Annotated in this window: 18 protein-coding genes; 5 read left to right on the top strand and 13 right to left on the bottom strand. The window is 61.3% G+C overall.

What is annotated here, in order from left to right:
- Position 1: 1 nt before the first annotated feature.
- Both E4K09_RS07715 and E4K09_RS07710 read right to left on the bottom strand, forming a co-directional pair.
- Positions 2-2,794 (bottom strand): hybrid sensor histidine kinase/response regulator, encoded by a 2,793-nt coding sequence (locus tag E4K09_RS07715; protein WP_134496171.1) that lies wholly within the window; start codon positions 2,792-2,794, stop codon positions 2-4.
- A 744-nt stretch (positions 2,795-3,538) separates the two neighbouring features.
- Positions 3,539-4,225, bottom strand: coding sequence for a response regulator transcription factor (locus E4K09_RS07710; RefSeq protein ID WP_134496170.1), 687 nt, complete (start codon positions 4,223-4,225; stop codon positions 3,539-3,541).
- An 870-nt stretch (positions 4,226-5,095) separates the two neighbouring features.
- Between E4K09_RS07710 and E4K09_RS07705 the strand changes: the two genes are divergently transcribed.
- The 4 genes from E4K09_RS07705 (at position 5,096) to E4K09_RS07690 (ending at position 12,693) form a co-directional block, all read left to right on the top strand.
- On the top strand, positions 5,096-8,530 hold the full coding sequence (locus E4K09_RS07705; RefSeq protein WP_134496169.1) for a PAS domain S-box protein: 3,435 nt from the start codon (positions 5,096-5,098) through the stop codon (positions 8,528-8,530).
- A gap of 183 nt (positions 8,531-8,713) precedes the next feature.
- Complete coding sequence (gene xylB, locus E4K09_RS07700) at positions 8,714-10,216, top strand: xylulokinase (protein WP_134496168.1); 1,503 nt, start codon at positions 8,714-8,716, stop codon at positions 10,214-10,216.
- Positions 10,217-10,473: 257 nt separating this feature from the next.
- Positions 10,474-11,424, top strand: a complete 951-nt coding sequence (locus tag E4K09_RS07695) for a carbohydrate kinase family protein (RefSeq protein ID WP_134496167.1) — start codon at positions 10,474-10,476, stop codon at positions 11,422-11,424.
- Positions 11,425-11,442: 18 nt separating this feature from the next.
- Positions 11,443-12,693, top strand: coding sequence for an AGE family epimerase/isomerase (locus E4K09_RS07690; protein ID WP_134496166.1), 1,251 nt, complete (start codon positions 11,443-11,445; stop codon positions 12,691-12,693).
- Here E4K09_RS07690 and E4K09_RS07685 read toward each other — a convergent pair.
- The 3 genes from E4K09_RS07685 to E4K09_RS31005 all read right to left on the bottom strand — a co-directional run bounded on the left by E4K09_RS07685 (position 12,671) and on the right by E4K09_RS31005 (position 14,556).
- Positions 12,671-13,621, bottom strand: coding sequence for a ribokinase (locus E4K09_RS07685; RefSeq protein ID WP_134496165.1), 951 nt, complete (start codon positions 13,619-13,621; stop codon positions 12,671-12,673). The two genes, E4K09_RS07690 and E4K09_RS07685, sit on opposite strands and share 23 nt — an antisense overlap.
- A gap of 259 nt (positions 13,622-13,880) precedes the next feature.
- Entirely contained in the window at positions 13,881-14,366 is a 486-nt protein-coding gene (locus E4K09_RS07680) for a hypothetical protein (protein WP_166802250.1), read from the bottom strand.
- A complete protein-coding gene (locus E4K09_RS31005) occupies positions 14,317-14,556 on the bottom strand; it encodes an integrin alpha (RefSeq protein ID WP_425293823.1) in 240 nt (79 codons plus the stop codon). Before E4K09_RS31005 ends, E4K09_RS07680 begins: the two co-directional genes overlap by 50 nt.
- 809 nt (positions 14,557-15,365) lie before the next feature.
- On the opposite strand from E4K09_RS31005, the gene E4K09_RS07670 reads away from it, so the two are divergent.
- The gene (locus E4K09_RS07670) at positions 15,366-15,689 is read left to right on the top strand and encodes a hypothetical protein (RefSeq protein WP_134496163.1); all 324 of its coding nucleotides are present in this window, start codon (positions 15,366-15,368) and stop codon (positions 15,687-15,689) included.
- A gap of 105 nt (positions 15,690-15,794) precedes the next feature.
- On the opposite strand, the gene E4K09_RS07665 is transcribed toward E4K09_RS07670, so the two are convergent.
- The 8 genes from E4K09_RS07665 to E4K09_RS07630 form a co-directional block, all read right to left on the bottom strand.
- On the bottom strand, positions 15,795-16,046 hold the full coding sequence (locus tag E4K09_RS07665) for a hypothetical protein (protein WP_134496162.1): 252 nt from the start codon (positions 16,044-16,046) through the stop codon (positions 15,795-15,797).
- A 905-nt stretch (positions 16,047-16,951) separates the two neighbouring features.
- Positions 16,952-18,217, bottom strand: a complete 1,266-nt coding sequence (locus E4K09_RS07660; protein ID WP_134496161.1) for an ABC transporter substrate-binding protein — start codon at positions 18,215-18,217, stop codon at positions 16,952-16,954.
- Positions 18,218-18,270: 53 nt separating this feature from the next.
- Positions 18,271-19,107, bottom strand: a complete 837-nt coding sequence (locus E4K09_RS07655) for a carbohydrate ABC transporter permease (protein ID WP_134496160.1) — start codon at positions 19,105-19,107, stop codon at positions 18,271-18,273.
- The gene (locus E4K09_RS07650) at positions 19,104-20,039 is read right to left on the bottom strand and encodes a carbohydrate ABC transporter permease (protein WP_134496159.1); all 936 of its coding nucleotides are present in this window, start codon (positions 20,037-20,039) and stop codon (positions 19,104-19,106) included. Before E4K09_RS07650 ends, E4K09_RS07655 begins: the two co-directional genes overlap by 4 nt.
- Positions 20,032-21,186, bottom strand: coding sequence for an ABC transporter ATP-binding protein (locus E4K09_RS07645; protein WP_134496158.1), 1,155 nt, complete (start codon positions 21,184-21,186; stop codon positions 20,032-20,034). The genes E4K09_RS07650 and E4K09_RS07645 overlap by 8 nt, the downstream gene beginning before the upstream one ends.
- Positions 21,183-22,010 (bottom strand): metallophosphoesterase family protein, encoded by an 828-nt coding sequence (locus tag E4K09_RS07640; protein ID WP_134496157.1) that lies wholly within the window; start codon positions 22,008-22,010, stop codon positions 21,183-21,185. Before E4K09_RS07640 ends, E4K09_RS07645 begins: the two co-directional genes overlap by 4 nt.
- Positions 22,011-22,581: 571 nt before the next feature.
- The gene (locus tag E4K09_RS07635; RefSeq protein WP_134496156.1) at positions 22,582-23,556 is read right to left on the bottom strand and encodes a quinone oxidoreductase family protein; all 975 of its coding nucleotides are present in this window, start codon (positions 23,554-23,556) and stop codon (positions 22,582-22,584) included.
- A gap of 34 nt (positions 23,557-23,590) precedes the next feature.
- The coding region (locus E4K09_RS07630) for an electron transfer flavoprotein-ubiquinone oxidoreductase (RefSeq protein WP_134496155.1) at positions 23,591-24,398 on the bottom strand (808 nt) is incomplete at its 5' end.

Genomic DNA, 24,398 nt, shown 5'->3' with positions numbered 1-24,398 from the left:
GCTACGCAGCCTCCTCGAGGGATCCACCCAGCTCCGCAAGTGCAGAGAGCAGTCCGCGACGGTCCACCTTAGAGACGACATCCGTAATCTTGAAGCGTCTCGCCAAAGCGATCATTTGGGGATCAGGTTTCAGTGTCATGCCAATGATCGGTATCGAACGATACTGCGAGTCCGCTCGTAGAGTTGCAATGAATGCGAAGCTTGAATGCCCGGGCAGTTCGAGATCTGCGACGATGAAATCCGGTTGAACGCCCTGCGAGAGAATACGAGCGGCGTCTTGAGCATTCGCCGCCGTTTGGACCCGATATCCGGACGCCTTGAGCACCGGAACGAGCATGTCCCTGAAGAAGTTCGACCCGTCTACGAGAAGCAGCGTGTTGCCTTGCTTCCTCTCCTGAGAGGACCGAGACCAGGTCTCAAGAACGAGAGGCAGGTAGTGCGCGACATTGACGATCTCGGTCGTCCGCCCGCGCACGACGGCGGATCCAACAAGATCGGAGCGCTCCGCAAGGAGCTCTACGTCGAGCTTGTCTTCGACGATATCGACGATCTCCGCGACTGCAAGCCCCATGGACACCTGCCCGTCCGAGAACACGAGGAGGGATTGCATTCCGTGAGCCTTGATCTCGAGATCGCCATCACAGGATACAATCGGCATCAGGCGGCCACGATATTGCACCACGGGGCGCCCGCTGGCCCATTCGATCGTCGAGGCGTCGATCTCTTCGAGACGGGTCACGAGCGAGAGAGGCACTGCCTTTAGGCTGTCGCCACCACCACGGAAGACAAGCAGGCTTGTCAATTCATCGGCGGTGACAATCGCCTTCTCGAGTGACGTGTCCGACTGAAGCTCATCGCTCTGCCCACCCGAGCCGACCATCCGCGCGAGGCCATTCGGATCTACGATCAACACGACGGCTCCGTCTCCAAGAATGGTGTTCCCGGAGAACAACTGGATATGCCTCAACTTCGAGGACATCGGCTTCACGACAATTTCTTCCGTATGGAATACGCCATCGACGAGAATACCGAAGCGCTGCTGCGCAACCTGCGTGACGACCACGAATCCGGTATTGACTTCCTCCTCATCCGACAGGCGCATGACCTTCGAAAGTGGAACAATCGGCAGGAGACGCTCGCGCAAGCGCAGGATCGGCGTTCCGTTGATCCTTTCGATCGAATGCTCGGACGATGGAGAAACCCTCACGAGCTCCGAGACCGCTACTTGCGGAATGGCAAATCGTTGATCCTTCGATGAAACGATCAGCGCTGCCACGATAGCCAATGTAAGTGGGATCTTGATCGTGAATGTCGTGCCGCGCCCTTGCTCCGAGCGGATGTCAACTGTGCCACCAATCAATTCGATGTTGGTTTTGACCACGTCCATGCCTACGCCGCGGCCCGATACGGACGTGACGGCGGCAGCGGTGGAGAAGCCCGGGTGAAAGATGAACTTGCCCACTTGAGCGTCGCTCATTCGCTCCAGCTCGGCCTCGCTGACGATTCCCCTCTCGGCGGCCTTTTTCCTGATAGCGGCGTAGTTCAGGCCCTTGCCGTCGTCGGAGATCTCGATCGTTATCGAGCCTCCCTCGTGATAGGCATTCAGGCGAATGACGCCTTTTTCGGGTTTTCCGGCCGCGCGGCGCTCGGCCGGGCTCTCAATGCCATGATCCGCTGAGTTGCGCACCATATGGGTGAGCGGGTCCTTGATAACCTCCAGCACCTGCCGATCGAGCTCGGTATCGGCGCCCTGCATGATCAATTCGATCTGCTTCGACAACTCGTTTGAGAGATCGCGCACGACCCGCGGTAGCTTCTGCCAGGCACTGCCGATAGGCTGCATGCGCGTCTTCATCACGCCGTCCTGCAGCTCTGCCGTGACCTGGGAAAGTCGCTGCAAGGGCACCTTGTAACCATGATCTTCCGAATTGCGGCGGGCAATCTCAAGCAGCTGATTGCGGGTCAGGACGAGCTCGGACACCATGGTCATGAGATGCTCAAGCGTATCCACATTCACGCGGATCGTCTGAACCTTTCCAGCCGCGCTTTCGCTCCCTTCTGCTTGATCCGAAGACTCGGCTTCTTTTTTAGGAACGTTCCGGGGCGCAGCGGCCAGTGCGACAGGGGAAGCCTGAGGCTGCTTGACGCTGATAACAGGGTCCGGTCCCGGGGCCTCTCGGAATGCGCGCTCCAGCTCGTCGAGAGACACCTCTCCTGGTTTCAGGGCTCTCTCCAACACCTGGTAAACGAGCGTTCCGGACGTGTTTTCCGGCTCAGGGCCGGGCGCCTGTTGAAAGGCGCGCTCCAGCTCGTCAAGAGAGACTTCACCGGGCTTCAACTCACGCTCAAGTACCTGGTGAACCAGTGTTCCGACCGATTGAGACTTCACCCCCGGGGCGGCTGGCACCGGCTCGGGACTTTCCGCACTTGACATCCGGTCGAGTGCAGCGATCAGATCATCATCAGTTCCTTGTGGCTCGACGCCGTGGCGCTCCAGTTCGCCGAGTATCTCCTTGATCCGATCGAGCGTTGTCAGGATCAGCGACACTGCCGGCGTCGTCACAGGCATTCCATCGCGGAATCGGCCCATGAGGGTTTCAGCCGCATGCGCGAGCGCCTCAAGCCTCGGTAGCCCCAGGAAGCCGCAGGTTCCCTTGATGGTGTGGACCAGCCGAAAGATATTGCTGAGGATCGCCTGATTGTTCGGATCCTGCTCGAAGCGGACCATCTCCACATCGACCGTTTCAAGATGCTCGTTGGTCTCGGTGAGGAACTCAAGGAGAAGGTCGTCCATTACGGTGTCTCGTCTCTAGTTAATGGAACAATTTAGCCATTGGATTGAGGAAGTCTGGGCTAGGCAACGTTGATACCGAATACCGGAGCGGACATCGTATTGAGAGTGCGGGCACTGCATTCCACGAGCGGGTCGCGGCAGATCTCCGCTCACTGGTACGGTGCAAGGTCGAGACATTGCCTCCTGCGGCAAACCTCGCTTCGTGTGTGTCTATCCTGATCCTTGCGGCAACTGACACTAACTCTCCGTCCTCCGCGAGAGTTGTTCGATTCCCACCATATGTTCCTGGCCGCACCTCGGACCGCCTTGAACGTACGCTGCCAAGCGATAATACCGCGTCGTGTCGATGGACCGAGGACGGCCGGTCACCTGCGGTGGGCGCGCCGGTCATTGCAAACGGCGCGAAGACGACAGCCGGAACGCTGGCGGATACCGTGGCACTGAGGGGTGGCCCTAACCTGCGTGGAATCGTGCGGGACATCGACATGGAACTTGATGTTGCGAATAGCTTTCCTGACCTTAGCGGCTCTATCTTGCGTCAGGCTGGTCTGCTGCGTGTCCCATTTCCACGATCATGATCACGAGAGCAGGACCAAAAGGGAGAAGAGCCGGATCAACGTTGATCCGGCTCTTTCTTACTTTCCGATATCGGCAGCATCTTTGCACAAGGGCCGGCCAATCAGCCGAGGATGCACCATGTCGCCTGTCAGGCGTTCCGAAGAACCATCCACGTCGTCCCTGCTCTCAGGAGACAACTCCCGTGTAGGAGTACCCGATGTAGCGCTTTGCATCGATTGGATCATATCCGAGGCGCTGCCGCAGCTTCTTGCGGAGCTTGCTGATGTGCCCCTCCACAACGCTGTCTTCCACATCGTCGCTATAGAGACCATAGACGGCGTCGAAGATCTGTTTCTTCGTCAGCCGATGCCCCTTCTTGCGGACGAGGTACTCGAGGATGTGTCGCTCACGGCGCGGCAATGCAAGCGGAACCCCATCGATTTCCGGGTCACGCCCGTCAAAGAAAACCTTGAGGCGATCATTGTCGTTCGAACTCAATCTGCCCGTACCCGCATTGACCCGTCGCCAGACTGCCTCGGAACGAGCCAAGATCTCTCGAACATGAACCGGCTTGCGAACAACGTCATCGAATTTGGCTGTAAAGAGCTCCAGCGTTTCCTCGAGAGAGCGAACATCGCTCAATGCGATGATGGGAGCTTTGGAATGGCGCCGGATGCTCTCGGCATAACTGGCACGCTGCTCGAAGCTGCCGAGAACAAAGCCCTGAATTGCTTCCATGTCGGTATCGGACGCCGTTTCCAGCCACTCGCTGAACTCGCTCGAATACAAGCCAATGGAAGATACACCTTCCCTCTTGAAGCTTGCTACATATCCTGACGTCACTATCTGTCGATCATCGACAACGATATACATGTTAGGCCCCCAGCCTGTATTAAGAATTACTTACTCAACTCAATACTAAACTCGCCGTTATGCCGCCGTAATCGGCGGTTACTTTTGTTTGGCAGTCAGAAACTATGCCTATTCGTTTAGATGGGCAATACGTATTGAGACAGAGTGGGGACCCCGGGATGGTTAATAGCTATTAACTGATCTCCCTTGCTGTCCAATCAGACTTTGAAGGTATGTGACCCGAGCTCGGCAGAATGCGCTTCCAAGTTCCAAGGTGTTGGCGCCAAATAAGTTCTGCCCTCCTGGCAGGATGGAAGCCAGGAGCACAGCGTGCTTAAACTCCTGCCAAACGTTGTTTCATTACTAAGTATTTTGCGAAACGACGCAGTACGTAGTCCTGCCTATTAGACTACGTAGGCTTAATCCGTTTTCGCCAGTTGCCTGGCTTCTTACCGAGGTGATTCGCTCGGACTTTCCGGACCCCATATGTGGGACCAGCGGCGAGAGGACGCATCCTCTTACGCCCGCAATCTTGCTCCAATCTCACCTCTACTTGAAGTTCGCCGCGGAGCCGTGAGCTGCCTTCCTGCAAGAGCCCATGGACCGCTCAAGGCAGAGTTGGCCATCCCCGCGATCAATCTCTGATTTTGCCCTTGCCGGATCATGAGAAACACGTACCGTTCACAAGGTGAACGAACCTTAGTCCATGGCCGTCTCACGACCGTTCCGCCGCGACCGCAGCCTTGATACATAATAACGAGGGCGCACTTGCGCTCGCTCAAAGCGCGCTCAGCGTGTTGCCTGCCATGAATAAAGTTGAACTTTCTTGGATCCTTTGGTAGCCGAACAAGTCCAACGAACAAGAACGACGGCATTCCTCGGCCGCCTCCTATGATCTTCGATAAATCCAAGGCCGGTCCCCTGTCAGTCTTCGATGCTGCCGACGCTTCAGCCCTGCGTCGACTCGAAATCCTTCGGTCGATTCCAGAGCAGGTCTTCGAGGATCTTGCTCAACTGGCGGCAGATGCCTGCGGCTGCCCGACGACAGCCGTCACTTTCATCGATGCAGATCGGCAATGGCTCAAGGCCGCGATCGGCACCTCCCTCCGTGAAATCCCCCTGAGCATCTCCATCTGCGCGCGGGTGCTAGGCTGCTCAGGCGCAGTCGTCATCGAGGATCTCTCTCAACATCCCGGGTTCGAAGATCATCCCCTCGTCGCAGGCGAGCCTCACCTTCGCTTCTATGCTGCCGCTCCCGTCTTGAGTGACGATGGAGCCATGCTGGGCTCACTGTGTGTTTTGGACACCGTCCCTCACCCCGATGGTCTTTCGGCCAAGCAATTGAAAACGCTCCTTGCTTTGTCCCGTGCAGTGACCGGCGAACTCAGTCTGGGAAGACCGAATTCAATTCCATCCTCCTCCTCGCACCGCCGGCAGGAAGAGAGCAAGGACGCAAGCCTGGAGAGGCGGCAATCAGGCGAAGGTCCATCCGTAGAAGCTGGCAATCCCCCTGAAGCGCGTTATCGCCTGCGGCATCATTCCGGCGATCACCGATGGGTGTCGGCACCGGCCCAACCCCTGTGGGATGACCAAGGTCGGATCGAGCGTTGGGTTTCCACCAGCATCGGCATCGGTGCGCTGGCAGGAACACAGAGCGCACTCTCACGACGCGGGGATCTCGCCGAGCGCCTCCTTGCGAGCTTTGACGCCTGCATCATGATGTTCGACCCCGAGGGTCATCTCCAGTTCGTCAACGAGCATGGTCGGCGGATCATGGGGATAAGCAATATCACCCAAGTCGAGGGCTGCACATGGCCCGACTTCTGGAGCGAAGCCATCCGCCAGACCGCGATCTCTGCCCTTGAGAGCGCGAAGATAGGAAAGCCGGTACGATTTCAGGCTCATGGCATCCTTGGACCGGGAGCCGAGAAGTGGTGGGATGTAACGGTCACCCCAATTGCCGGCGATGACAGGTTCGTCCAGGCGATCTTCGTCATCGCGCGGGATGTCAGCGAATTCCATGAAACCGAGCATGAGCTGCGTCGCACCATCGATCGCTACCGTGCTTTGGTGGAAGCTAGCACGGCGATCGTATGGCGCGCCGATTCAGGCGGAGCTTTACTCGAAAGTCGCGGCTGGGAAGAGTTTACAGGACAAACGCCGGACGAATTCCGAGGAAGTGGGTGGCTCGATGCCGTGCATCCTGAAGACCGGATACGTGTAGAGGAATCCTGGCTGAGTCTTATCAGGTCGCAACAACTCGGAACGACCGAGTGCCGGGTGCGGCTTCTCAATGGAGTTTACAGATGGATGCTTGTCACCGGCATCCCGCTGGCCGATCTCCACGGGGATATCCAGGAATGGATCGGCACACTCGCCGACATTCACGATCAGAAAGCTGCTGCCGAGCATTTGCGCATGAGCGAGCAGCGATACCGCGCGTTGATCGAAACCAGTACGGCAATCGGCTGGCGGGCAAACGCAGAGGGTTTGTACATCGAGGGCTGGGGTTGGGACGGGTTCTGCGGCCATGAGCCTAAGATGGGTGCTCTCGTCGGGTGGCTGGACACGATCCATCCGGACGATCGCGAACATACGTCGCTGATGTGGCAAAAGGCCGTCAAGGATAAAAAGCCCGTAAAGATCGTTCACAGGATGTTGGGTCTTGATGGCGGATACCGATGGGTGTTCTGCCGGGCACTCCCTCTGCGAGACGACGCGGGAGAAGTGCTGGAGTGGACCGGCACGATCTCCGACATTCACGATCGGAGACTAGCGGAAGACAAACTCCGTGCAAGCGAGGAGCGTTTGCGCCTCGCCGTTGAAACGACGGGGTTGGGAATCTGGGACTTCAACATCGTGACCGGCCAGCACCAGTGGACCCCGGAGGCCTATCAACTCCTCGGACTCGATCCGGGTGCCCGGATCGACAAGGAGACTATCCTTCACATGATCCATCCGCAGGATCGCGGCAGAATCGAAGGAAACTTCTATGCGGATGCGGAAAGCGGAAACCTCACCTACAGCGACACATTCCGCATTCGTCGCGCCGATACGGGGGAGGAACGCTGGATCACAGTGACGGGACGCACAGTTCTGGACCTTGACGGAACTCCTGTCCGCAGGATTGGTACAGCTCAGGATATCACTGCGCGCAAGCTCGCCGAGATTGCGCTGAAGACAAGCAAGGACAGGCTGAGCCGGAGCGAGGCCCATCTGCGTTCGATCCTCGAGACCGTTCCGGATGCGATGATCGTATCCGACGAGAAAGGGATCATCAGATCCTTCAGTGCGACAGCGGAGCGCGTTTTCGGTTACCCTCCTGAGGAGGTGATCGGCACGAACGTCAAGTTCCTCATGCCTCTCCCCTATCGCGAACAGCACGACGGATTCATCAGCCGGTATCGCAGGTCCGGGGAACGTCGGATCATCGGCTCCGGACGCATCGCGATGGCCCAACGGAAGGACGGCACAACTTTTCCGATGGAGGTTCAGGTCGGCGAGATGGAGTGGGACGGCGAGCGCTACTTCACGGCCTTCATTCGGGATCTCACGGAGCGGCAGGACACCGAAATGCGCATGCAGGAACTGCAGGCCGAGTTGGCTTATATGTCCCGGCTGACGGCCATGGGCGAAATGGGTTCGACGCTGGCGCACGAAATCAATCAACCCCTCACGGCCATCGCCAGTTACCTCAAAGGGTGCGGCCTGATCCTGGACCGCATGGAAGGCGACCAGATTACCATGCTCAGGCTTGCCGTGGACGAGGCGGCAGAGGAGGCCCTGCGCGCCGGCGAAGTCATTCGCCAGTTGAGAGAGTTCGTCGCGCGGGGAGAGAGCGAGCACCGCGTCGAGAATCTTCAGCGCCTCGTCGAAGAAGCGAGCGCCCTCGGACTTGTCGGAGCCAAGGAGAAAGGCATCCAGGTTGATTTCGATTTCCCGCCGGAGAGCCCGCAAGTCATCGTCAATCGGGTGCAGATTCAGCAAGTCCTGATCAACCTCCTCCGCAATGCGGTCGAGGCTATGCACGACAGCCCGAATCCGCTCCTCACCATCCGTGCGCGCGTGGTGCAAGATGGAGCAATGGTTCAGGTCAGTGTGAGAGACACGGGCTCAGGCATCCCTCAGGAAGTCTTGAGCAAGCTGTTCACGCCGTTCACGACCACGAAGAAGAGCGGCATGGGAGTCGGTCTGTCGATCTGCAGAACGATCGTGGAGTCCCATGGAGGAAAGATCTGGGCGGATTCGAGCCCGGGTGATGGGACCACCTTCCACTTCACGCTCAGGCACATTGGCCTTGAGGAGGCCATCTTTCCCGAAGCCTGACCATCTCCGGCCATCAAATGCAAACAGGCATCCGGCAGGGCTCGATGCTCTCATCCAAGGGCATGCTGATCGACTCTCCGCCAGATACGCTGCCGAAAATGAAGGCATCGAAATCTAGCAGGCCTTTACAGAAGCATTCGTCGATTGAAAGAATGGCGGTGAGAGATTGTCTGGAGCTCCAGCATGTCCTGCTACCTGGGTATCGATGTGGGGACATCGGCCGTCAAGGCGATCATTGTCGATGGCCAGCAGCGGTCCATAGCCGAAGCAACGACCCTTCTCGAGATCTCTCGCCCGCAAAGCCTCTGGTCCGAGCAGGACCCCGAGGCATGGTGGCTGGCCGTTCAGGCATCCGTTCAACAGCTCCGCACTCTGGCCCCCGCGGCTTTCGGCAGCATTCGTGCATTGGGGCTCTCGGGGCAGATGCATGGAGCCGTGCTGCTCGGCGAGGATAGCCTCCCCCTGCGACCCGCCATTCTCTGGAACGACGGCCGCTCTTTCCAGGAAGCGGAGGAACTCGGCCATGCGCATCCCGGCCTTTCCAAAAGGTTGGGTGTCATTCCGATGTCCGGCCTCATGGCTCCCAAGCTCCTCTGGCTGGCACGGCATGAACCCGGGACCTTTCGCGCCACCAGAAAGGTGCTCCTGCCGAAAGACTACATTCGACTGAGGCTGACCGGCTCCTGCGTAACCGACATGTCCGACGCCGCCGGCACATGGTGGCTTGATGAGGCTGCGCGCGACTGGTCGGACGAGGCCCTCGCGGCAACCGGCCTCGACCGCTCGCACATGCCGGAACTCGTCGAGGGTTCGGCACCTTCGGGCCTGTTGCAACCGGAGATCGCCAGGGAATGGGGAATGCGCAGCGACGTCGTCGTTGCCGGCGGCGCGGGCGATGTGGCGGCAGGAGCAGTCGGGCTGGGAGCCATCAACGATGGAGCGGGCTTCATCTCCCTCGGCACATCGGGGCAACTCTTCGTCACCACGCGTCATTTCAGCCCTGCTCCCGAGGCTCTGGTGCATTCCTTCTGTCACGCCCTCCCGAACCGCTGGTTCCAGATGGCGGCCATGCTGAATGGGGCGAGTTGCCTTGCCTGGGCGGCCGGACTGCTCAAAACGGACATCGACGAACTCCTATGCGCGACAGAAGCAGCCTATCGAGGGCCAGCTTCCCTGCTCTTCCTGCCGTATTTGGCCGGGGAGCGTACGCCGCACAACGACCCCTACGCGCGGGGTGTCTACTTCGGGCTCTCCCCCGAGACGCAGCAAACCGATCTGATCCAGGCCGTTCTCGAAGGCGTCGCGTTCAGCTTCGCTGATGCGAAGGCATGCCTTGAGCTCGCCGGCACACGCCTCACCTGCGCCGGCCTGATTGGCGGCGGGTCCCGTAGTGTCTTCTGGGCACAAATCCTTGCCAATGTCCTGAACATTCCACTCGTTCGCTATCAAGGCGGCGACAAAGGACCAGCCTTCGGAGCCGCGCGACTGGCGCGCATGGCGGCAACCGGGGAAGCTCCTGAAACGCTGTGCTCGCAACCGGCGGTGCTCGGGGTGGTAGAACCGGAGGCCCGCCTCGCCGATCTGTATGCTACGCGGATCGAGCAGTTCCGCCGCCTCTACGGCGCCCTCAAGCCGGAATTCAAGTCGGCCGCAGCAGGCGTGGCGGCACCCAACCGGTGCCCTTGAGAGGACCGCCCCGATCCTTCGGATCGCGAAACCCCAACCGTCACCGAAATGCTCGCCGGGATCTGTCCCAGACCGCATGTCGAAGCCGCCTCTGATCGAACCTCCTGTGCGCCACGCTTCCTATGCAATGGCGGTTGCCTGCTTGGGCAACGGCGTCATGAATGGTAAGAAGCCTGGGAACACGGTAACGTTGACGCCCCTCAAACCGATCATGCGGCGCCCGAGGTTCCGGCGCCGGTGTCCTATGGAGCCAAAAAATGATCCTGGTGTGTGGCGAAGCCCTGATTGACCTGTTTGTCGGAGCGCCCTCTCGCATCGGGCTTTCGGCGGAGGCCGTGGCCGGCGGCTCGCCGTTCAATGTCGCCATCGGGATCGGCCGCCTCGGCCGGGCTGCCGCCTTTCTGTCGACCCTGTCGGAGGATACCTTCGGTAATTTCCTGGCAGGCAAGCTCGCCGAGGCAGGGGTGAGCCAATCTTATCTTCAGCGCTGCCCGAACCCGACCACTCTCAGCGTCGTCGCGACCAGCGCATCGGGACAACCGCAATACTCCTTCTACGCGCCCGACAGTGCCGATCGGGCTCTCACGCCGGAGAACCTTCCCTCTCCCCTGCCTGCGGACGTGAATGCCATTGCGGCGGGCTCCTATGCACTCGGAGTCGAGCCCATCGCCAGTGCCGTGGAGACACTGCTCCGCCGCGAATCCGGATCCCGCGTGATCTCGCTCGATCCGAACGTCCGCCCTCGCGTCGTCGGGGATCTGACGATCTATCGGGAGCGGTTCGAGCGGCTTCTCGCCCATGCCCACATCATTAAGGCGAGCGATGAGGACATTCACCTGCTCCATCCGGGCGAGGACCTTGTCTCGGTTGCACGATCGTGGCTTCAGCGAGGACCCCGGCTCGTCATCGTGACCCGGGGAGCGGAGGGGCCGCTGGCCGTCCTCGGCACCGCCACCATCGAGCGTCCGGCTCCACGCGTGGATGTGCTGGACACGGTGGGCGCAGGCGACACATTCCATGCGGGCCTTCTCTCCTGGTTCGACGCGAACGGCCTGCTCGTGCCTGAGCGCGTGACCGGATTGAGCGACGCACAAGTCACGGCGGCCCTGGATTTCGCGGCTGCAGCGGCGGCCATCGTTTGCACGCGTCGCGGTGCCAATCCACCCACATGGGACGAGGTGAACCGTTTCATGATCGAGCGCGCTTAAGATTCGTTGGAGATCATCATGCCGATATCCCTACCCAATCTTCCTGCAACAGGCCCGAGCTGGCGCGCCCGCCCGTATCACCGCCAATGGCTCATGACGCAAGCCAACCGCTTGTTCGATTTCTTTCAGCACCGCTGCGTCGATCCGGCCGGCGGCTTCTTCAATCTCGACAGCACCGGGCGCGCACTCGACAGCGGCAACTCCCTCCGCCAGATCCACAGCACCACCCGGATGGTGCATTGCTTCTCCATCGGTGTCCTGCTCGGCCGTCCCGGATGCGATGCGATCGTCGATCACGGCATGGATTATCTCTGGAACCGGCAACGCGACTCCGAACATGGAGGCTATGTCTGGTCGCTCGATAACGACGGCCCCAAGGACGACACGAAACAAGCCTATGGCCACGCCTTCGTGCTGCTCGCCGCCTCCAGCGCGAAGGTCGTGGGGCATCCACTCGCCGATGCGCTCCTGGCCGATGTCTCCCAGGTCCTGGAAGAGCGCTTCTGGGAAGAGCAGCACGGCGCAGCCGCCGAGGAATTCGCGCGAGACTGGTCGCCCGTCAGCCAGTATCGCGGCCAGAACTCGAACATGCACCTGACCGAAGCGCTGATGGCCGCTTTCGAGGTGACCGGCGAGAGAGCTTATCTCGACAAGGCTGTGCGCATCGCAGAGCTGATCATCGGCCGCCATGCCGCATCTCTCGGGTACCGCGTGGCGGAGCACTTCCATGCGGATTGGGCCCTGGATCGGGATTATCGGGGTTACGATGTGTTTCGCCCCTACGGCACGACGCCCGGCCATTGGCTCGAATGGGCGCGCCTTCTGCTGCAGCTCTGGGCGCTCGGCGGCAAGCGGCACGACTGGATGCCCCAGGCATCCAGCGAGTTGTTCAGGCAATCCATCTCGCTCGGCTGGGACAGGGACAGGGGCGGCTTCTTCTACGCGCTCGACTGGGACGACCGACCGAGGCTGCAGCAGAAACTCTGGTGGCCCTGCGCGGAAGCCATCGGCGCCGCCGCCTTCTTAGGCGAGCACAGCCCCAGCGATTTTCACGAGACATGGTACCGGCATGTCTGGAGCTTCGTGGACCGCTACGTCATCGATCATGAAGAGGGTGGCTGGCATCCCGAACTGTCCGAGGGGCTGCAGCCGGCGAGCACATTGTTCACCGGAAAGCCCGATCTCTACCATGCGCTGCAGGCCTGCCTCATTCCCCTCTTCCCGGCGACGGGAAGTCTGACGCGGGTCATTCCGCAAGCGTGGGGCTAACGGTCAAGGCCCTCTCCAGCGCCTCCCGGGTGGGCATTCCGGCCTGAGCTCCCGATGTCAGGCAGGACAGGGACGCCGCGACGCAGGCCCGTCGCATGGCGTCACCCAGGTCGCGTTTCTCCGCCAAGCCACAGGCGAGAACGCCCACGAAAGTATCGCCCGCGCCGGTCGTATCGACCGCCGTCACCGGCCGGGCCGCTGCTCGGTACTGTGTGCCGTCGGGGCCGACGGCGAGCGCGCCCTTCGCTCCGGCCGTGACGATGCACACCAAGCCGGACATGCGCGCCAGGATGGAGGAGGCCTTGAAGCAATTGCCCCCGACATCCTCGCCCATGAAGGCAGCCACCGCGACGGCCTCGTGTTCGTTCACGACGAGGACGTCGGTTGTCGCGAGCATGTCGGCAATAGCCATGCGCTCGATGGCGGAAGGCACGGGAGCAACATTCCAGACGACCATTGCACCAGCTTTCCTCGCCCGACGCGCCAGCTCGAGACTCTCGGCAAGGGGCACCTCAATCTGGAGGACAACAACGGAAGCGCCGGATAGGAGCCTCTCGGGGGCATCCGCTGCCCGAACAGCCATGTTGGCGCCGCTGGCTACCGTGATGGCATTCTCCCCACTGTCATCGACCGTGATGAAGGCGCAGCCGGTCGGCTCATCGATGATTCTCACCGCCTCGACGTCGACGCCGTTCTCCCGAAGGTTGTCGAGGCAGGCCTTGCCGAAGACATCATCTCCCACGGCGCCAACCATCGCGACATTGATCGATCCGGCCCCGCACATCCGGGCAGCGGCAACGGCTTGATTGGCCCCCTTGCCGCCGAAGAAGCTGCTGGCGCGGGGTGACAAGACCGTCTCCCCGGGACGGGCGATACGCCCCACCCGGGCGACGAGATCCATGTTGATCGATCCGAAGACGGTGATCATGCGCCCGGCTCCCTCTCACGATTGCTCAGTATGAGGATCCACGAGCCTATCGCAATAGCTGAAACACCGAGGCGATCATGTGAAACTTTCGGCGTCCGACAGGCACCAATCGTCGGTCGGGGTGGATCGCGGCACCATCGTCGGCGCCGCTGGTCAGGCGCAGGGAATGGCACGCCGTTGCGAGCCCACCGAGACAGCGCCATCCTACGGGCGCCCTCTGCCGCTCCGCCACTCTCGACCGTCTTGGGCCCAGCAGTTCTTAAATCGCCCAGCCAAGGCCCTCGCGGTTCAACACATCCTGATAAGTTACGTGGAATTCCAGGATCGACGGCGCCTGTTGGATCCAGTCCTCCAGCGTCACCAGTCCGGGCTGGGACTTTACAAGGAACGCTGTCCCGCCAACATCGATTCCGGCATAGCCCTCGGTGGATGTGAAATGCTCGGTCACGAAGGACGCGACGTCGGCTGGCGCAGACTGGCCGACAACAGCTATCCGATCGATGGTGAAATCGAAGGTGCTGTCATCTCCGAGTACGTTAACGCCACCACCTATCATCAGAAAGATATCGCGCCCTGCGCCGGTATGAAATACGTTGCCTCCCCCACCTCCAACGAAGACAGCACCATCCTGGTCTGACAGCACGTCCTTCCCGCCGTCTCCGGAAAGCAGGTCCATCCCGGTGCCGCCGGTGAGACTATCGGCGCCGCCGCCTCCGAAGAGCGCGTCTCCTCCTGCCCCTTTGATCGCTAAACAGTTCGGGTGCTGTCAGCAACGCCTTGAGACTGGCTCCGTGATAGATAAAGGAGGCACCATTTCCGAGGTTGTAATCCTTGGCGCCCACGATGATGTCGGACAATCCGTCTGCGTCGACATCGCCGGCTGACCATAGGGAGAATCCGAAATGCCCTCCGGCTTGGTCACCGTCTATGATCAAAGCCGGTTCGGCGGAAAGCCCCTGTTGCCCTCCTAAATACAGGAAGACTTGACCCGCCTACGTATAATGCTCTCGGCAGGCAGGGCGCTGAAGCGGTAGGCGCACCCCATAATGGATAGCAGCCAGCATACTCCCGATCCTAAAGGAGAGATTCAGCCCGTGAGACGGCTCCGTCGTCAGCCTGAGCCTTTACCATGGGTCACGTGTGAGGATGCTGTGCTCGACCCCAGGATCAATGATTTCACGTTTTAGACCCACCTCTGGTCAGCACGCCTCCAATAGGCTTGTGATCGCTCGCGGATTGTCGATGAGCAGCGATGCTCAACCAGTCCTGTTGCAACTCTCTGGTTTGCTTCGATCGAGAGGCGGGATCACAGATCGGAGTGGCGTTCGCTCAGTCAGCCTGGATGAATCGTTTCGGCTTGCCATGACCCGCTCGACCCGAGCCCACCCCTAATAGAACTTCGCGGAGAAAAGCTGGGCTATTCTAGGGGGCAGGAGACCTGCAACTCGTGCGGTCCGGAGTGCCAGAACCTAGAACTCATTACCTTGCTTCGCTGGGAAGCACGGCCTGCGGCTGTCGACCATAGGTTCTTGAAGAGAGAATGGCGCGCCCGAAAGGATTCGAACCTCTGCTCCCCAGATTCGTAGTCCGCTCCGGCTGGACCACGTAACGGCGGCACGAACTACAAGGCAGAAGCCCACGAAAAGCCTCACTACATACAATGCCGCATGGGGGTGCGGCTGGCAAGACTCATCCCAATTTGGTCTGACGACCGCCGCTACCTCCAAGGTTGGCAGGTTCTCCCATGAGCGGCCGCCTCCCTTGGTTCAGATGCCGGCCCACGCCTCTCCTCGCAGAAATCGCCGGCATGCAGGCGGACGAAGGCTATGTCTTTATTGTCCTGTTCCTGCGCATTCTGGAGACGGGCGGGCCTGTCCTGGAAACGAGCCGCACTCTCGCACGTCGCACCGGCCTGCGAGAGCAGAGGATCGTCGCTGCACTCGAGGCCTTGCTCGCAACAGGCAAAATCCAGCGGCTTTCCGATGGTCAACTGGTATTGCCTTCACGCACGAGGAGATCGCCTGGCAGAACCTGCGCCGGGACGAGCAATCCAAAGCTGGAAAAGTAAGTGCCAAAAAGCGGAACCAAATATACTCCGCCGCGCGTGAATTGGAACAACTCGTAGAAGTTCAAGAAAATCAAGGGAGCGCCGCAACATCCGTTGAGCGCCCGATCAACCATAAAGAAGAAGATAGAGAGAAAGAAAAAGAAGAAAAAGAAAGGACGTTCCTTCACCGTTCGGCCGAGCGCCCGCCCCTTGGAGGGGGCGGGCTTCACCGAAGTCCCTGGCTGACCGGCGCACCAGCCGGCGCACCGCGACACCGGGCAGCGCCGCCGCATCGAGCTTCTTCGTCCTGGAAGGCACGCCCGCGTTTGAAGCTTGGCTGGAGTTTGAACGACTCTCCGGCAAGACCAGCTTTTTCATCACAGAGCATAAAGGGGTCAGAGAACGATTTTTCCGAAGCAAATGGCGTCCCCAACACCTCTTTCAGGACGCTGCGGAATGATAGCTCCCGATCTGTTCCAAACGTCCCACTACCGGTTTGAGCGCCTGCGCTGCGAATGGCCGAGTGACCCGCTGATCGACTGGGAACAAATCAAGAGCCTCTTCCTAACCCTCTCGCCTGAGGATCAGGGCCACTGCTCCCGCCTTGTGGCTCGCTATCTCAGCCTCTGTCACCGTATCGGCAGCCGAGTTGGAAGCCCAGCCGAGTGGATCGGGACAGGAGGCTGGACAGGCTTCCTCGAGGCGGAGCGCCGTGGCGTACGGAAGCTCGAAGCAACGAAAACGCCGGCCTGGGTTGTCGAAGGGACACCTGCCTGGATGACCTGGAAGAGGCACCGCGAGAACAAGGGGCAACGCATGCCGAGCCCGGAGGGCATTCGATCCGAGCGCGGGTATGGCTGGTGGTTTCCTGCCCCTTTCCCTCCCGAGCCCCAGGCCCGGCGCTCTGACCTCCCTGAAGAAGGTGTTTGCGGCTTAGCCTCAAGAGAAACCTGCTCACCGGCGCGTGCATTGCACGCCCCCTTGCTTCCTTTAAGCCCTTATCAGGACCAGGAGCGATAGTGCACCCGCAGTCGTGCTGGTTCGGTTCAGGCACCTACTCGCAGTAGTGCTCTCGTTAAACGACGGTATGAAAGAGGCACTGACATTTCCTCCAACGTCCGGTGTTGGGAACCAAGCGGACCAAAGCGCAATGTCCGGGAAGTGCCACGAGCGGTCCTTGTAAGAAGCTGCACTTGGCGAGCCTGCGATTGCGAACGGCTTGATTCCTCGCGCGCCTGGCCCGCTTAAGGACCAGGCGCGCAAATGAGTGGATCCAATCCGCTTTATTTGCGGGGCAGCAGTCGCTGGACTTCCCGCGCCGCGTCGGCGAGCGCATCCTCAGGAGCCGCTTTCTGCTCCACCACGCGTGAGAGGTTATCGACGATCGTCTGGGTGACCTTCACACCATTGGAGCCTGGGAAGGCATACCAGGGGATCATCTTCGGCATCTGCTCAAGGCCTGCCTTGAAGAGCGGGTTCTTCTGGTAGAACTCCCCCAGGTACTCGGAGGATTTCGCCGCGAGCTCATTATTGGGGACATACCCGGTGCCGGGAACGACGACGGACGCGCCATATGGACCGGCGGCGAACTTAATGAACGTCCAGGCCGCCTCCTGCTTGGCGGGATCCTTTGTCAGCATGACGGCGGCGTTGCCGCCCGTGGGCAGGCGTCCCTTCTCAGGCGACAGCAGCGGGATCGGGGCCGTGCGCAGGTCGAACTTCTCGCCGACGTTGTTGATCACGTTGCGCAGCGCACCCGTGGTCTGAAACGCGAAGCCGATCTTGCCCGCGACGAACGCCTGCTCGCCATTGCTCTTGGTGAGGACGGGCATCCCACCCTCTTTCACCATGCGGTCGAGAAGCCGCATGGCCGCAAGACCCTCGGGGCCGTCGAAGGCAACCTTCCTCTCGTCAGCCGTCAGCATGGTTCCGCCGGCGCCGAAGAGGAGCGCGCTGAACATCCAGTCATCACCCTGCCAGCGAAAATCAATGCTCTGGATGCCGTCGCCCAGATCCTTGATCTTGGATGCGATCGCAATCACCTCATCCCATGTTTTCGGCGGAACGTCGGGATTGGCGCCGACGCGGCGGAAGAGGTCTGCATTGTAGTACATAATCGGGTTTGAAGTCGCGAACGCCAGCCCGGCCTGCTGGTTGCCGAACTGCGCGAGCTTCAGGATGTTGTCGCTGAATCCCTGCTCGGCCATCTTGCCGTCCTTCTCGACGAACGGCTTCAGGTCAACCGAGATCTCGCGCTCGGCGACCACCCGTAGGCGGTTGAGGCCGACGAAGGTCACATCCGGCATCTCGGCTGTCCCCGCCTGGCGAAGGATCAGTTGCAGCCCCTCCTCGTAGGTGGGCGACGGGCTGACGAAGTTGATCTTGATCCCGGGATTCTCCTCCATGAACTTCTTCGCGATCTTGTCCATCACGTCCTTGAAGAAGCCCGGCATCGGGTAGTGGACATTGAGGGATGTCTCGGCCAGCGCACCGCCGGCGAGCGAGGCGGCCAAGGCCACCCCGGCAAGCATCGTCTTGATCCTGATCATGTCTTGTCTCCTTGTGCGTAGATCGTGGTTGCGTGTTGTTGTGGGTCCGGGCCTCAGCCCTTCAGCCCAGTGAGGGTGATGCCTTCGATGAATCGCCGTTGAGCGAGCAGGAACGCGGCGAGCAGCGGCACCGTGACCACCACGGTGGCCGCCATCAGCGCGCCGTAGTCATCCCCGGCCTCGGCGGCGCGGAAGAAGATCAGACCGAGGGGCGGAGGCGCCATGGCTGTCTCAGTCACCACGATCTGCGGCCAGAACAGATCGTTCCAGTGCGCCACCACGGAGAAGATCGAGAACGCGGTGACGGCGGGCCAGGCGTTCGGGACGATGATCCGCAGCACGATGCCAAGCTCCGACATGCCGTCGAGCCGCGCCGCGTTGATCAGGTCGTCCGGCATGGCCCGAAAGAATTGCAGGAACAGGAAGATCGCAAACACGGAGATCATGAAAGGCGCCGCCAGCGCGAAGTAGGTGTTCAGCACCCCAGCCCCGCTCAGCGCCACGTAGATCGGCAGCGCGGTTGCGTGGATCGGCACGAGGAGACCGAGCATGATCGCGGCGATCAGCGCGCGGGCCCCCGGAAAGCGCAGCTTCGCGAGGGCGTAGGCGCACGGCAGCGCGACCAGGACCTGCACGACGAGAATGATGGTGCAGACGATCACCCCGTTCATCAGGAGTTGCAGCATCGGCACCCGCATGAAGGCCTTGGAGAAGTTCTCCACGACGGCCCACCGCTCCGGGATGAGGGCCAGCGACGAGGAGAAGATCTCCTCGCGCGGCTTCATGGCAGTGGACAGCATCCAGACGTAGGGCGCGAGAAATACCAGCGCGCCGACCGACAGGATCGCCAGCCGCAGGGCGCGGATGAGAGGCCAGGCTTGAGGTGTCATGTATAGTGAACCCTTTGATCGAGGGCGCGGTACTGAAGCACCATGAGGACCATGAGGATGGCCAGGAAGACGACCGTCATCGCGGACGCGTAACCGACTCGCAGGTACACGAACCCTTCCTGGTAGATCGTCCAAAGCAGCACCTCGGAGGCCCGGTTCGGACCGCCCTGCGTGATGGTCGAGACGGTCTCGAACACCTTGACCGCATTGATCACGCTGATGGTCACGACGAAGAGGGTCGTAGGCCCGAGCATCGGCCATGTGACGAGCCAGAACCTGTCCCAGGCCGTGGCGGCCCGATCGACTTCCGCCGCGGCGTATAGTTCCCGCGGGATCGCGGTGAGCCCTGCCAGGAACAGCACCATGTTGAAGCCGACCGCCTGCCAGACGCCAATGAACGCGAGGCTCAGGAGGACAGTGTCGCTGCCCCCCAGCCAGTTGGGCCCGGAGATCCCGATGAGGCGCAGGAGGGCGTTCACGGGACCGATAGTGGGATGGAGAAGGTACTGCCAGACGGTTGCCATCGCTACGAGCAGCGACACAACGGGCAGAAAGTAGATCGTGCGGAACAGCGCCCGCCCGCGCACCTCCGCCTCGATGAGGAGCGCCGCGCCGAGGCCGAGGGCTACGGATAGCGGCGTCACGACCAGGGTGTAGGTCAGAGTGTTGCCGAGCGAGATCAGGAACGTGCGGTCCCCCAACAGCTCAAGGTAGTTGTCTAGGCCGACGAACCGGATTTCGTCGTATCCCAGCTCGAAGTCGGTGAGGCTCAATGCGACCACGGCGATGGTGGGCAGCAGGATGAGCAGGGCCAAAAGGGCCACAGCGGGGCCGGCCAGCCGCCAGCCGGCGAAGGCCTCCGAGCGGCGGGCAGCGGCCGCCGGATCGGACGTCCGGGCGCGGACATCTGCGGGAAGCACAATGCTATCCATTGGCGGCCATCCTCATAGGAGGGGAGACCGACAGGCGCGCGCCGTCGCCTCCGAAGACGAGCACGTCCCTGGAAGCCGCCATGACGGTAACCGCCTGCCCCGGAGCGAACGCGGTCGCCTCGCTGGGGGCGAGCTTCGCGACCAGCGAGGCCCCTCCCCCTGCGAGCTCAAGAAAGACAAGAGTCTCAGAGCCGAGGAACTCGATGCGCCGCACGGACGCAGCGAGGCCTGCCTGCTCCGGAGCGCTCAGCCTGATTGCCTCTGGACGGAAGCCGACGGTCACGGACGTTCCAGGAGTCGCGTTGACCCCATCCGCGAGAAGCCTGCCGCCGATGCGCACCCCGTGGGCGGCGTCGACCTCGCCATCGAGGAGGTTGATCTGCGGGCTGCCGATGAAGCGGGCGACCTCGATATGCGCCGGGTTACTGTAGATCGCCTCGGGTGTGTCGAACTGGAGAAGGCGGCCGCCTATCATAACCGCCACGCGATCGGCCATGCTCAGGGCCTCCGCCTGGTCGTGGGTGACGTAGAGCGTGGTGACCCCCGCTCGCCGGTGCAGCTCGACGATCTCCGCACGCGTGTGGACCCGCAGGTTGGCATCGAGGTTCGAGAGCGGCTCGTCCATCAGGAACGCAGCAGGGCTCCGGACGAGAGCCCGTCCCAGGGCGACGCGCTGCCTTTGTCCCCCCGACATCTGACCGGGCTTGCGGTCGAGCAGGTGGTCGATCCTAAGAGTGCAGGCCGTCTCGAGCACCTGCCGCTGGATATCGGCACGGATCTCCCGCTGGCCCGGCAGGAGCCCCCCGATCCCCGGTAGGCGTTGCCAAACCGTAAGTTTCCGCATCGCGAGAGGAACGGCGATGTTCTGCGCCGCCGTCAGGTGCGGGTATAGGGCATAGGACTGGAACACCATGGCGATGTCCCGCTCGGACGGGCGCATAGCCGTTATTTCCCGCTCGCCGAGCGAGACGTTTCCCCGGTCGGGGTGATCCAGTCCGGCCGCGATGCGCAGGAGAGTCGTCTTCCCGCACCCCGAGGGGCCGACGAGAGCGACGAACTCGCCCGGCCGGGCTTCGATGGTCACGTCGCGCAGGATGTGGTTTTCGCCGTACGCCTTGGAGATTCCGCGAAGAGCCAGCCCGCTCATGATGCCGAAGCCTCCCTAGGTGCTGGCGGGTAGACCTCGTGGAGCACGTCGTCGATGACAAACGGCCTCAAGGCCTTCAAGGGAACGATGCTGCTCTCGACGGTCGGACCAAGGACGTGTACGGCAGCACCCAGGAGCGCCTCACCGACTGGCATGGTCACCATCGGGCCAACCGTAAAGCCAGAAGACGGCCCCCACACGCAGCGGAAGGGAGCGCCATCGACGATCCGCGCACGGTGCAGATGGCCGCTGGCGACCAACTCCACTCCATGCTCCGCAAACAGCGCCTGCAGCTGGCGCCGTGCTTCGGGACGCAGCCCCCAATAGCCGGTTTCGCCCTCTTCCGGATTCTCGACGAAAAGCGGCTTGTGCTTAAATACGAGCACCCGTCGCTCCCCGCGCGTGCGGAGAGTGTCCTGGAGCCAGGCGAGTTGCTCGTTTTCCTCGGAAGAACCCGATCCACAAATCAGGCTATTCAGCCCGATCAGGCGCCATTCGCCGAGATCGTGCGCCCAGCGGTCCGGGCCGATGACCCGCCGCCAGCGTGCCAAGCGCTCATCGTTCACGGGCTGCCGTGTGCCCGGCATGTCTCCGATGTCGTGGTTGCCCGGCACACAGAGCGTCGGGCAGCGGAGATCGCGCAACATCGCACGGCCGTGGACAAGGTCCTCCTCAAAGTCGGCCCCGTCGACCGTTAGGTCACCCGTGTGGATGACCAGATCCGGTTCCATCGCGTCAACCCACTCCACCAGTGGCTTCCAGTTATCCTGGAAATGGGGCTTCAAATGACTGAGATGTGTGTCGGTGATCTGGATGATCTTCACGTTCGGCTGCCTCCGGAAACCATGGTTGGGCCTCGATGGCGGTGGCTTAGGCGTCCGTTGTGACAGTCACCCTACAATTCTATGAAGGTTGTGCGTCGGTAGGAGTGTCCTGCGTCTAACGCGGTCAATTCGTTATGTAGCGAGGCGGACAACACAGGATCGACCATCCAATGTTTCAACTGGTTGGGCAATCATGTCAGCTTTGTCTTTTGAATGCTGAATGTTGCTGCGCCGGGCGAACAGGTCGGTACGGCAACGTTGATGCAGCCGGATCCGAACTCGGTCGGCAAAAAGAAGCCGGAGCGTCCGCTGCGGGTCAAAATGTAAAGTTGGTCGAACCAAATGAAGGTCCGCTTGTCGCACCTTCACAGAAATTCGGCTTACTTCCGGAATGTGCCAGGAGCTGACGCTAGGGCCTGTAAGAGAGAACATCAGCTTTCCTGACCAATGCGCCTGCTGTGCTTTTTGGGCAGGGCATTTCAAGTCGCCAATAGCGAGCGACACACCTTCAGCACGATTCGAATGGTTCGCAGTGTTCTCATCCGGTCCGTCTTCGGTACGGGCAGAGCGTCTACACGGTCAGGATTGTTGATCCAGTGGTCTTGCGAGCTTGCAGATCCCGATGGGCCTTGGCCACGTCTCGCAACGGATAGGTTTGGTTGACCTCGATCTTGACCGCGCCCGAGAGAACCACATCGAACAGGTCTTGAGCCATAGCCAGAAGATCGGCCCGCTTGTCCGCATAGGTTCTCAAGGTGGGACGCGTCACGTACAGCGACCCCTTCTGGGCCAGGATACCGAGATTGACGGGTTCGACCGCACCGGAGGATTGCCCAAAGAGCACCATGAGCCCCCGCGGGGCAATACAATCCAACGAGGCGGAGAAGGTATCCTTGCCGACCGAGTCGTACACGACCGGCACCATGGTGCCGTTAGTGATCTCCCTCACCCGTTCGACGAAGTTCTCGCGTGTGTAGACGACCGGATGGTCGCAGCCATGGGCCTTGGCGAGTTCCGCCTTCTCGTCGCTGCCGATAGTGCCGATGACGGTGGCTCCCAGCGCCTTGGCCCACTGACACGCGATGAGACCAACTCCGCCAGCCGCAGCATGAAACAGGATGGTGTCGCCTGCCTTAACCTTGTAGGTCTGCCGGATGAGGTACTGCGCCGTCATGCCCTTGAGCATCATCGCGGCAGCCTGCTGGTCGGAGATCCCGTCCGGCAGCACGACCAGTCGATCGGCTGGCATGACTCGCTCTTCGGAATAGGCGCCCTGGGAACTGACCGAGTAGGCAACGCGGTCGCCGACCTTCACGTCCGTCACGCCCGGGCCGACCTCCTCCACCACGCCCGCAGCCTCGGTGCCAAGACCACTCGGCAGGGATGTAGGATAGAGGCCGGACCGCACATAGGTATCGACATAGTTGAGACCGATGGCCGTGTGCCGGACACGGACTTCACCCGGTCCTGGCGAGCCGACATCCATCTCTTCCCAGATGAGAACCTCAGGCCCTCCGGTCTCATAGAAGCGGATTGAGTGAGGCATGATGCCGTCTCCTAACTGCCAGATCGCAAACGACTCACATATTGACGTAGTTCGGCCCGCCGCCGCCCTCGGGGGTGGTCCAGGTGATGTTCTGGTTGGGATCCTTGATGTCGCAGGTCTTGCAGTGCACGCAGTTCTGGGCGTTGATCTGGAAGCGCACGCCGCCCTCGCCGGCCACCCACTCGTACACGCCGGCCGGGCAGTAGCGCTGCGAGGGGCCGCCATACACGTCGTGCTCCGACGCCTTCTGCAGCCCCATGTCCCTCACCTGCAGGTGAACCGGCTGGTCCTCCTCGTGGTTGGTGTTGGACAAAAACACCGACGAGAGCTTGTCGAAGGTCAGAACCCCGTCCGGCTTCTCGTACCGGATCGGCTTCACCTGGGAGAGCGGCAGCAGGCATTCATGGTCCGGCTTGCCGTGGCTCATGGTGCCAAACGGCGACCAGCCGAACAGCTCGGTCAGCCACATGTCGAGGCCGCCCAGCGCCACGCCGGCGGCCGTGCCGTATTTCGACCAGAGCGGCTTGACGTTGCGCACCCGCTTGAGATCGTAGCCGATCGGCGAGGCGCGCCAGGCCTCCTCGTAGGACGCCACCTCGTCATGGGCCCGGCCCGCCTGCAGGGCCGCGAACACGTGGTCGGCGCACAGCATGCCAGATAGGATCGCGTTGTGGCTGCCCTTGATGCGCGGCACGTTCACGAAGCCGGCCGAGTCGCCCACCAGGCAGCCGCCCGGGAACGACAGCCGCGGCACCGACTGCCAGCCGCCCTCCATGATGGCGCGGGCCCCGTAGCCGATGCGCTTTGCCCCCTCGAACACGTCGCGCACCATCGGGTGCGTC

The organism is Microvirga pakistanensis (genome assembly GCF_004458765.1).
GTDB lineage: Bacteria > Pseudomonadota > Alphaproteobacteria > Rhizobiales > Beijerinckiaceae > Microvirga > Microvirga pakistanensis.
Note: the sequence above shows the minus strand (reverse complement) of the source record. Positions and strands in the feature narration are given on the sequence as shown.

Coding starts and splice junctions, on each gene's coding strand:
- E4K09_RS07670 (WP_134496163.1), top strand. CDS start 15,366: ATGAGCGGCCGCCTCCCTTGGTTCAGATGCCGGCCCACGCCTCTCCTC.
- E4K09_RS07645 (WP_134496158.1), bottom strand. CDS start 21,186: ATGAGCGGGCTGGCTCTTCGCGGAATCTCCAAGGCGTACGGCGAAAAC.
- xylB (WP_134496168.1), top strand. CDS start 8,714: ATGTCCTGCTACCTGGGTATCGATGTGGGGACATCGGCCGTCAAGGCG.
- E4K09_RS07715 (WP_134496171.1), bottom strand. CDS start 2,794: ATGGACGACCTTCTCCTTGAGTTCCTCACCGAGACCAACGAGCATCTT.
- E4K09_RS07635 (WP_134496156.1), bottom strand. CDS start 23,556: ATGCCTCACTCAATCCGCTTCTATGAGACCGGAGGGCCTGAGGTTCTC.
- E4K09_RS07695 (WP_134496167.1), top strand. CDS start 10,474: ATGATCCTGGTGTGTGGCGAAGCCCTGATTGACCTGTTTGTCGGAGCG.
- E4K09_RS07685 (WP_134496165.1), bottom strand. CDS start 13,621: ATGATCACCGTCTTCGGATCGATCAACATGGATCTCGTCGCCCGGGTG.
- E4K09_RS07655 (WP_134496160.1), bottom strand. CDS start 19,107: ATGACACCTCAAGCCTGGCCTCTCATCCGCGCCCTGCGGCTGGCGATC.
- E4K09_RS07660 (WP_134496161.1), bottom strand. CDS start 18,217: ATGATCAGGATCAAGACGATGCTTGCCGGGGTGGCCTTGGCCGCCTCG.
- E4K09_RS07690 (WP_134496166.1), top strand. CDS start 11,443: ATGCCGATATCCCTACCCAATCTTCCTGCAACAGGCCCGAGCTGGCGC.
- E4K09_RS07710 (WP_134496170.1), bottom strand. CDS start 4,225: ATGTATATCGTTGTCGATGATCGACAGATAGTGACGTCAGGATATGTA.
- E4K09_RS07705 (WP_134496169.1), top strand. CDS start 5,096: ATGATCTTCGATAAATCCAAGGCCGGTCCCCTGTCAGTCTTCGATGCT.
- E4K09_RS07650 (WP_134496159.1), bottom strand. CDS start 20,039: ATGGATAGCATTGTGCTTCCCGCAGATGTCCGCGCCCGGACGTCCGAT.
- E4K09_RS07665 (WP_134496162.1), bottom strand. CDS start 16,046: ATGAAAAAGCTGGTCTTGCCGGAGAGTCGTTCAAACTCCAGCCAAGCT.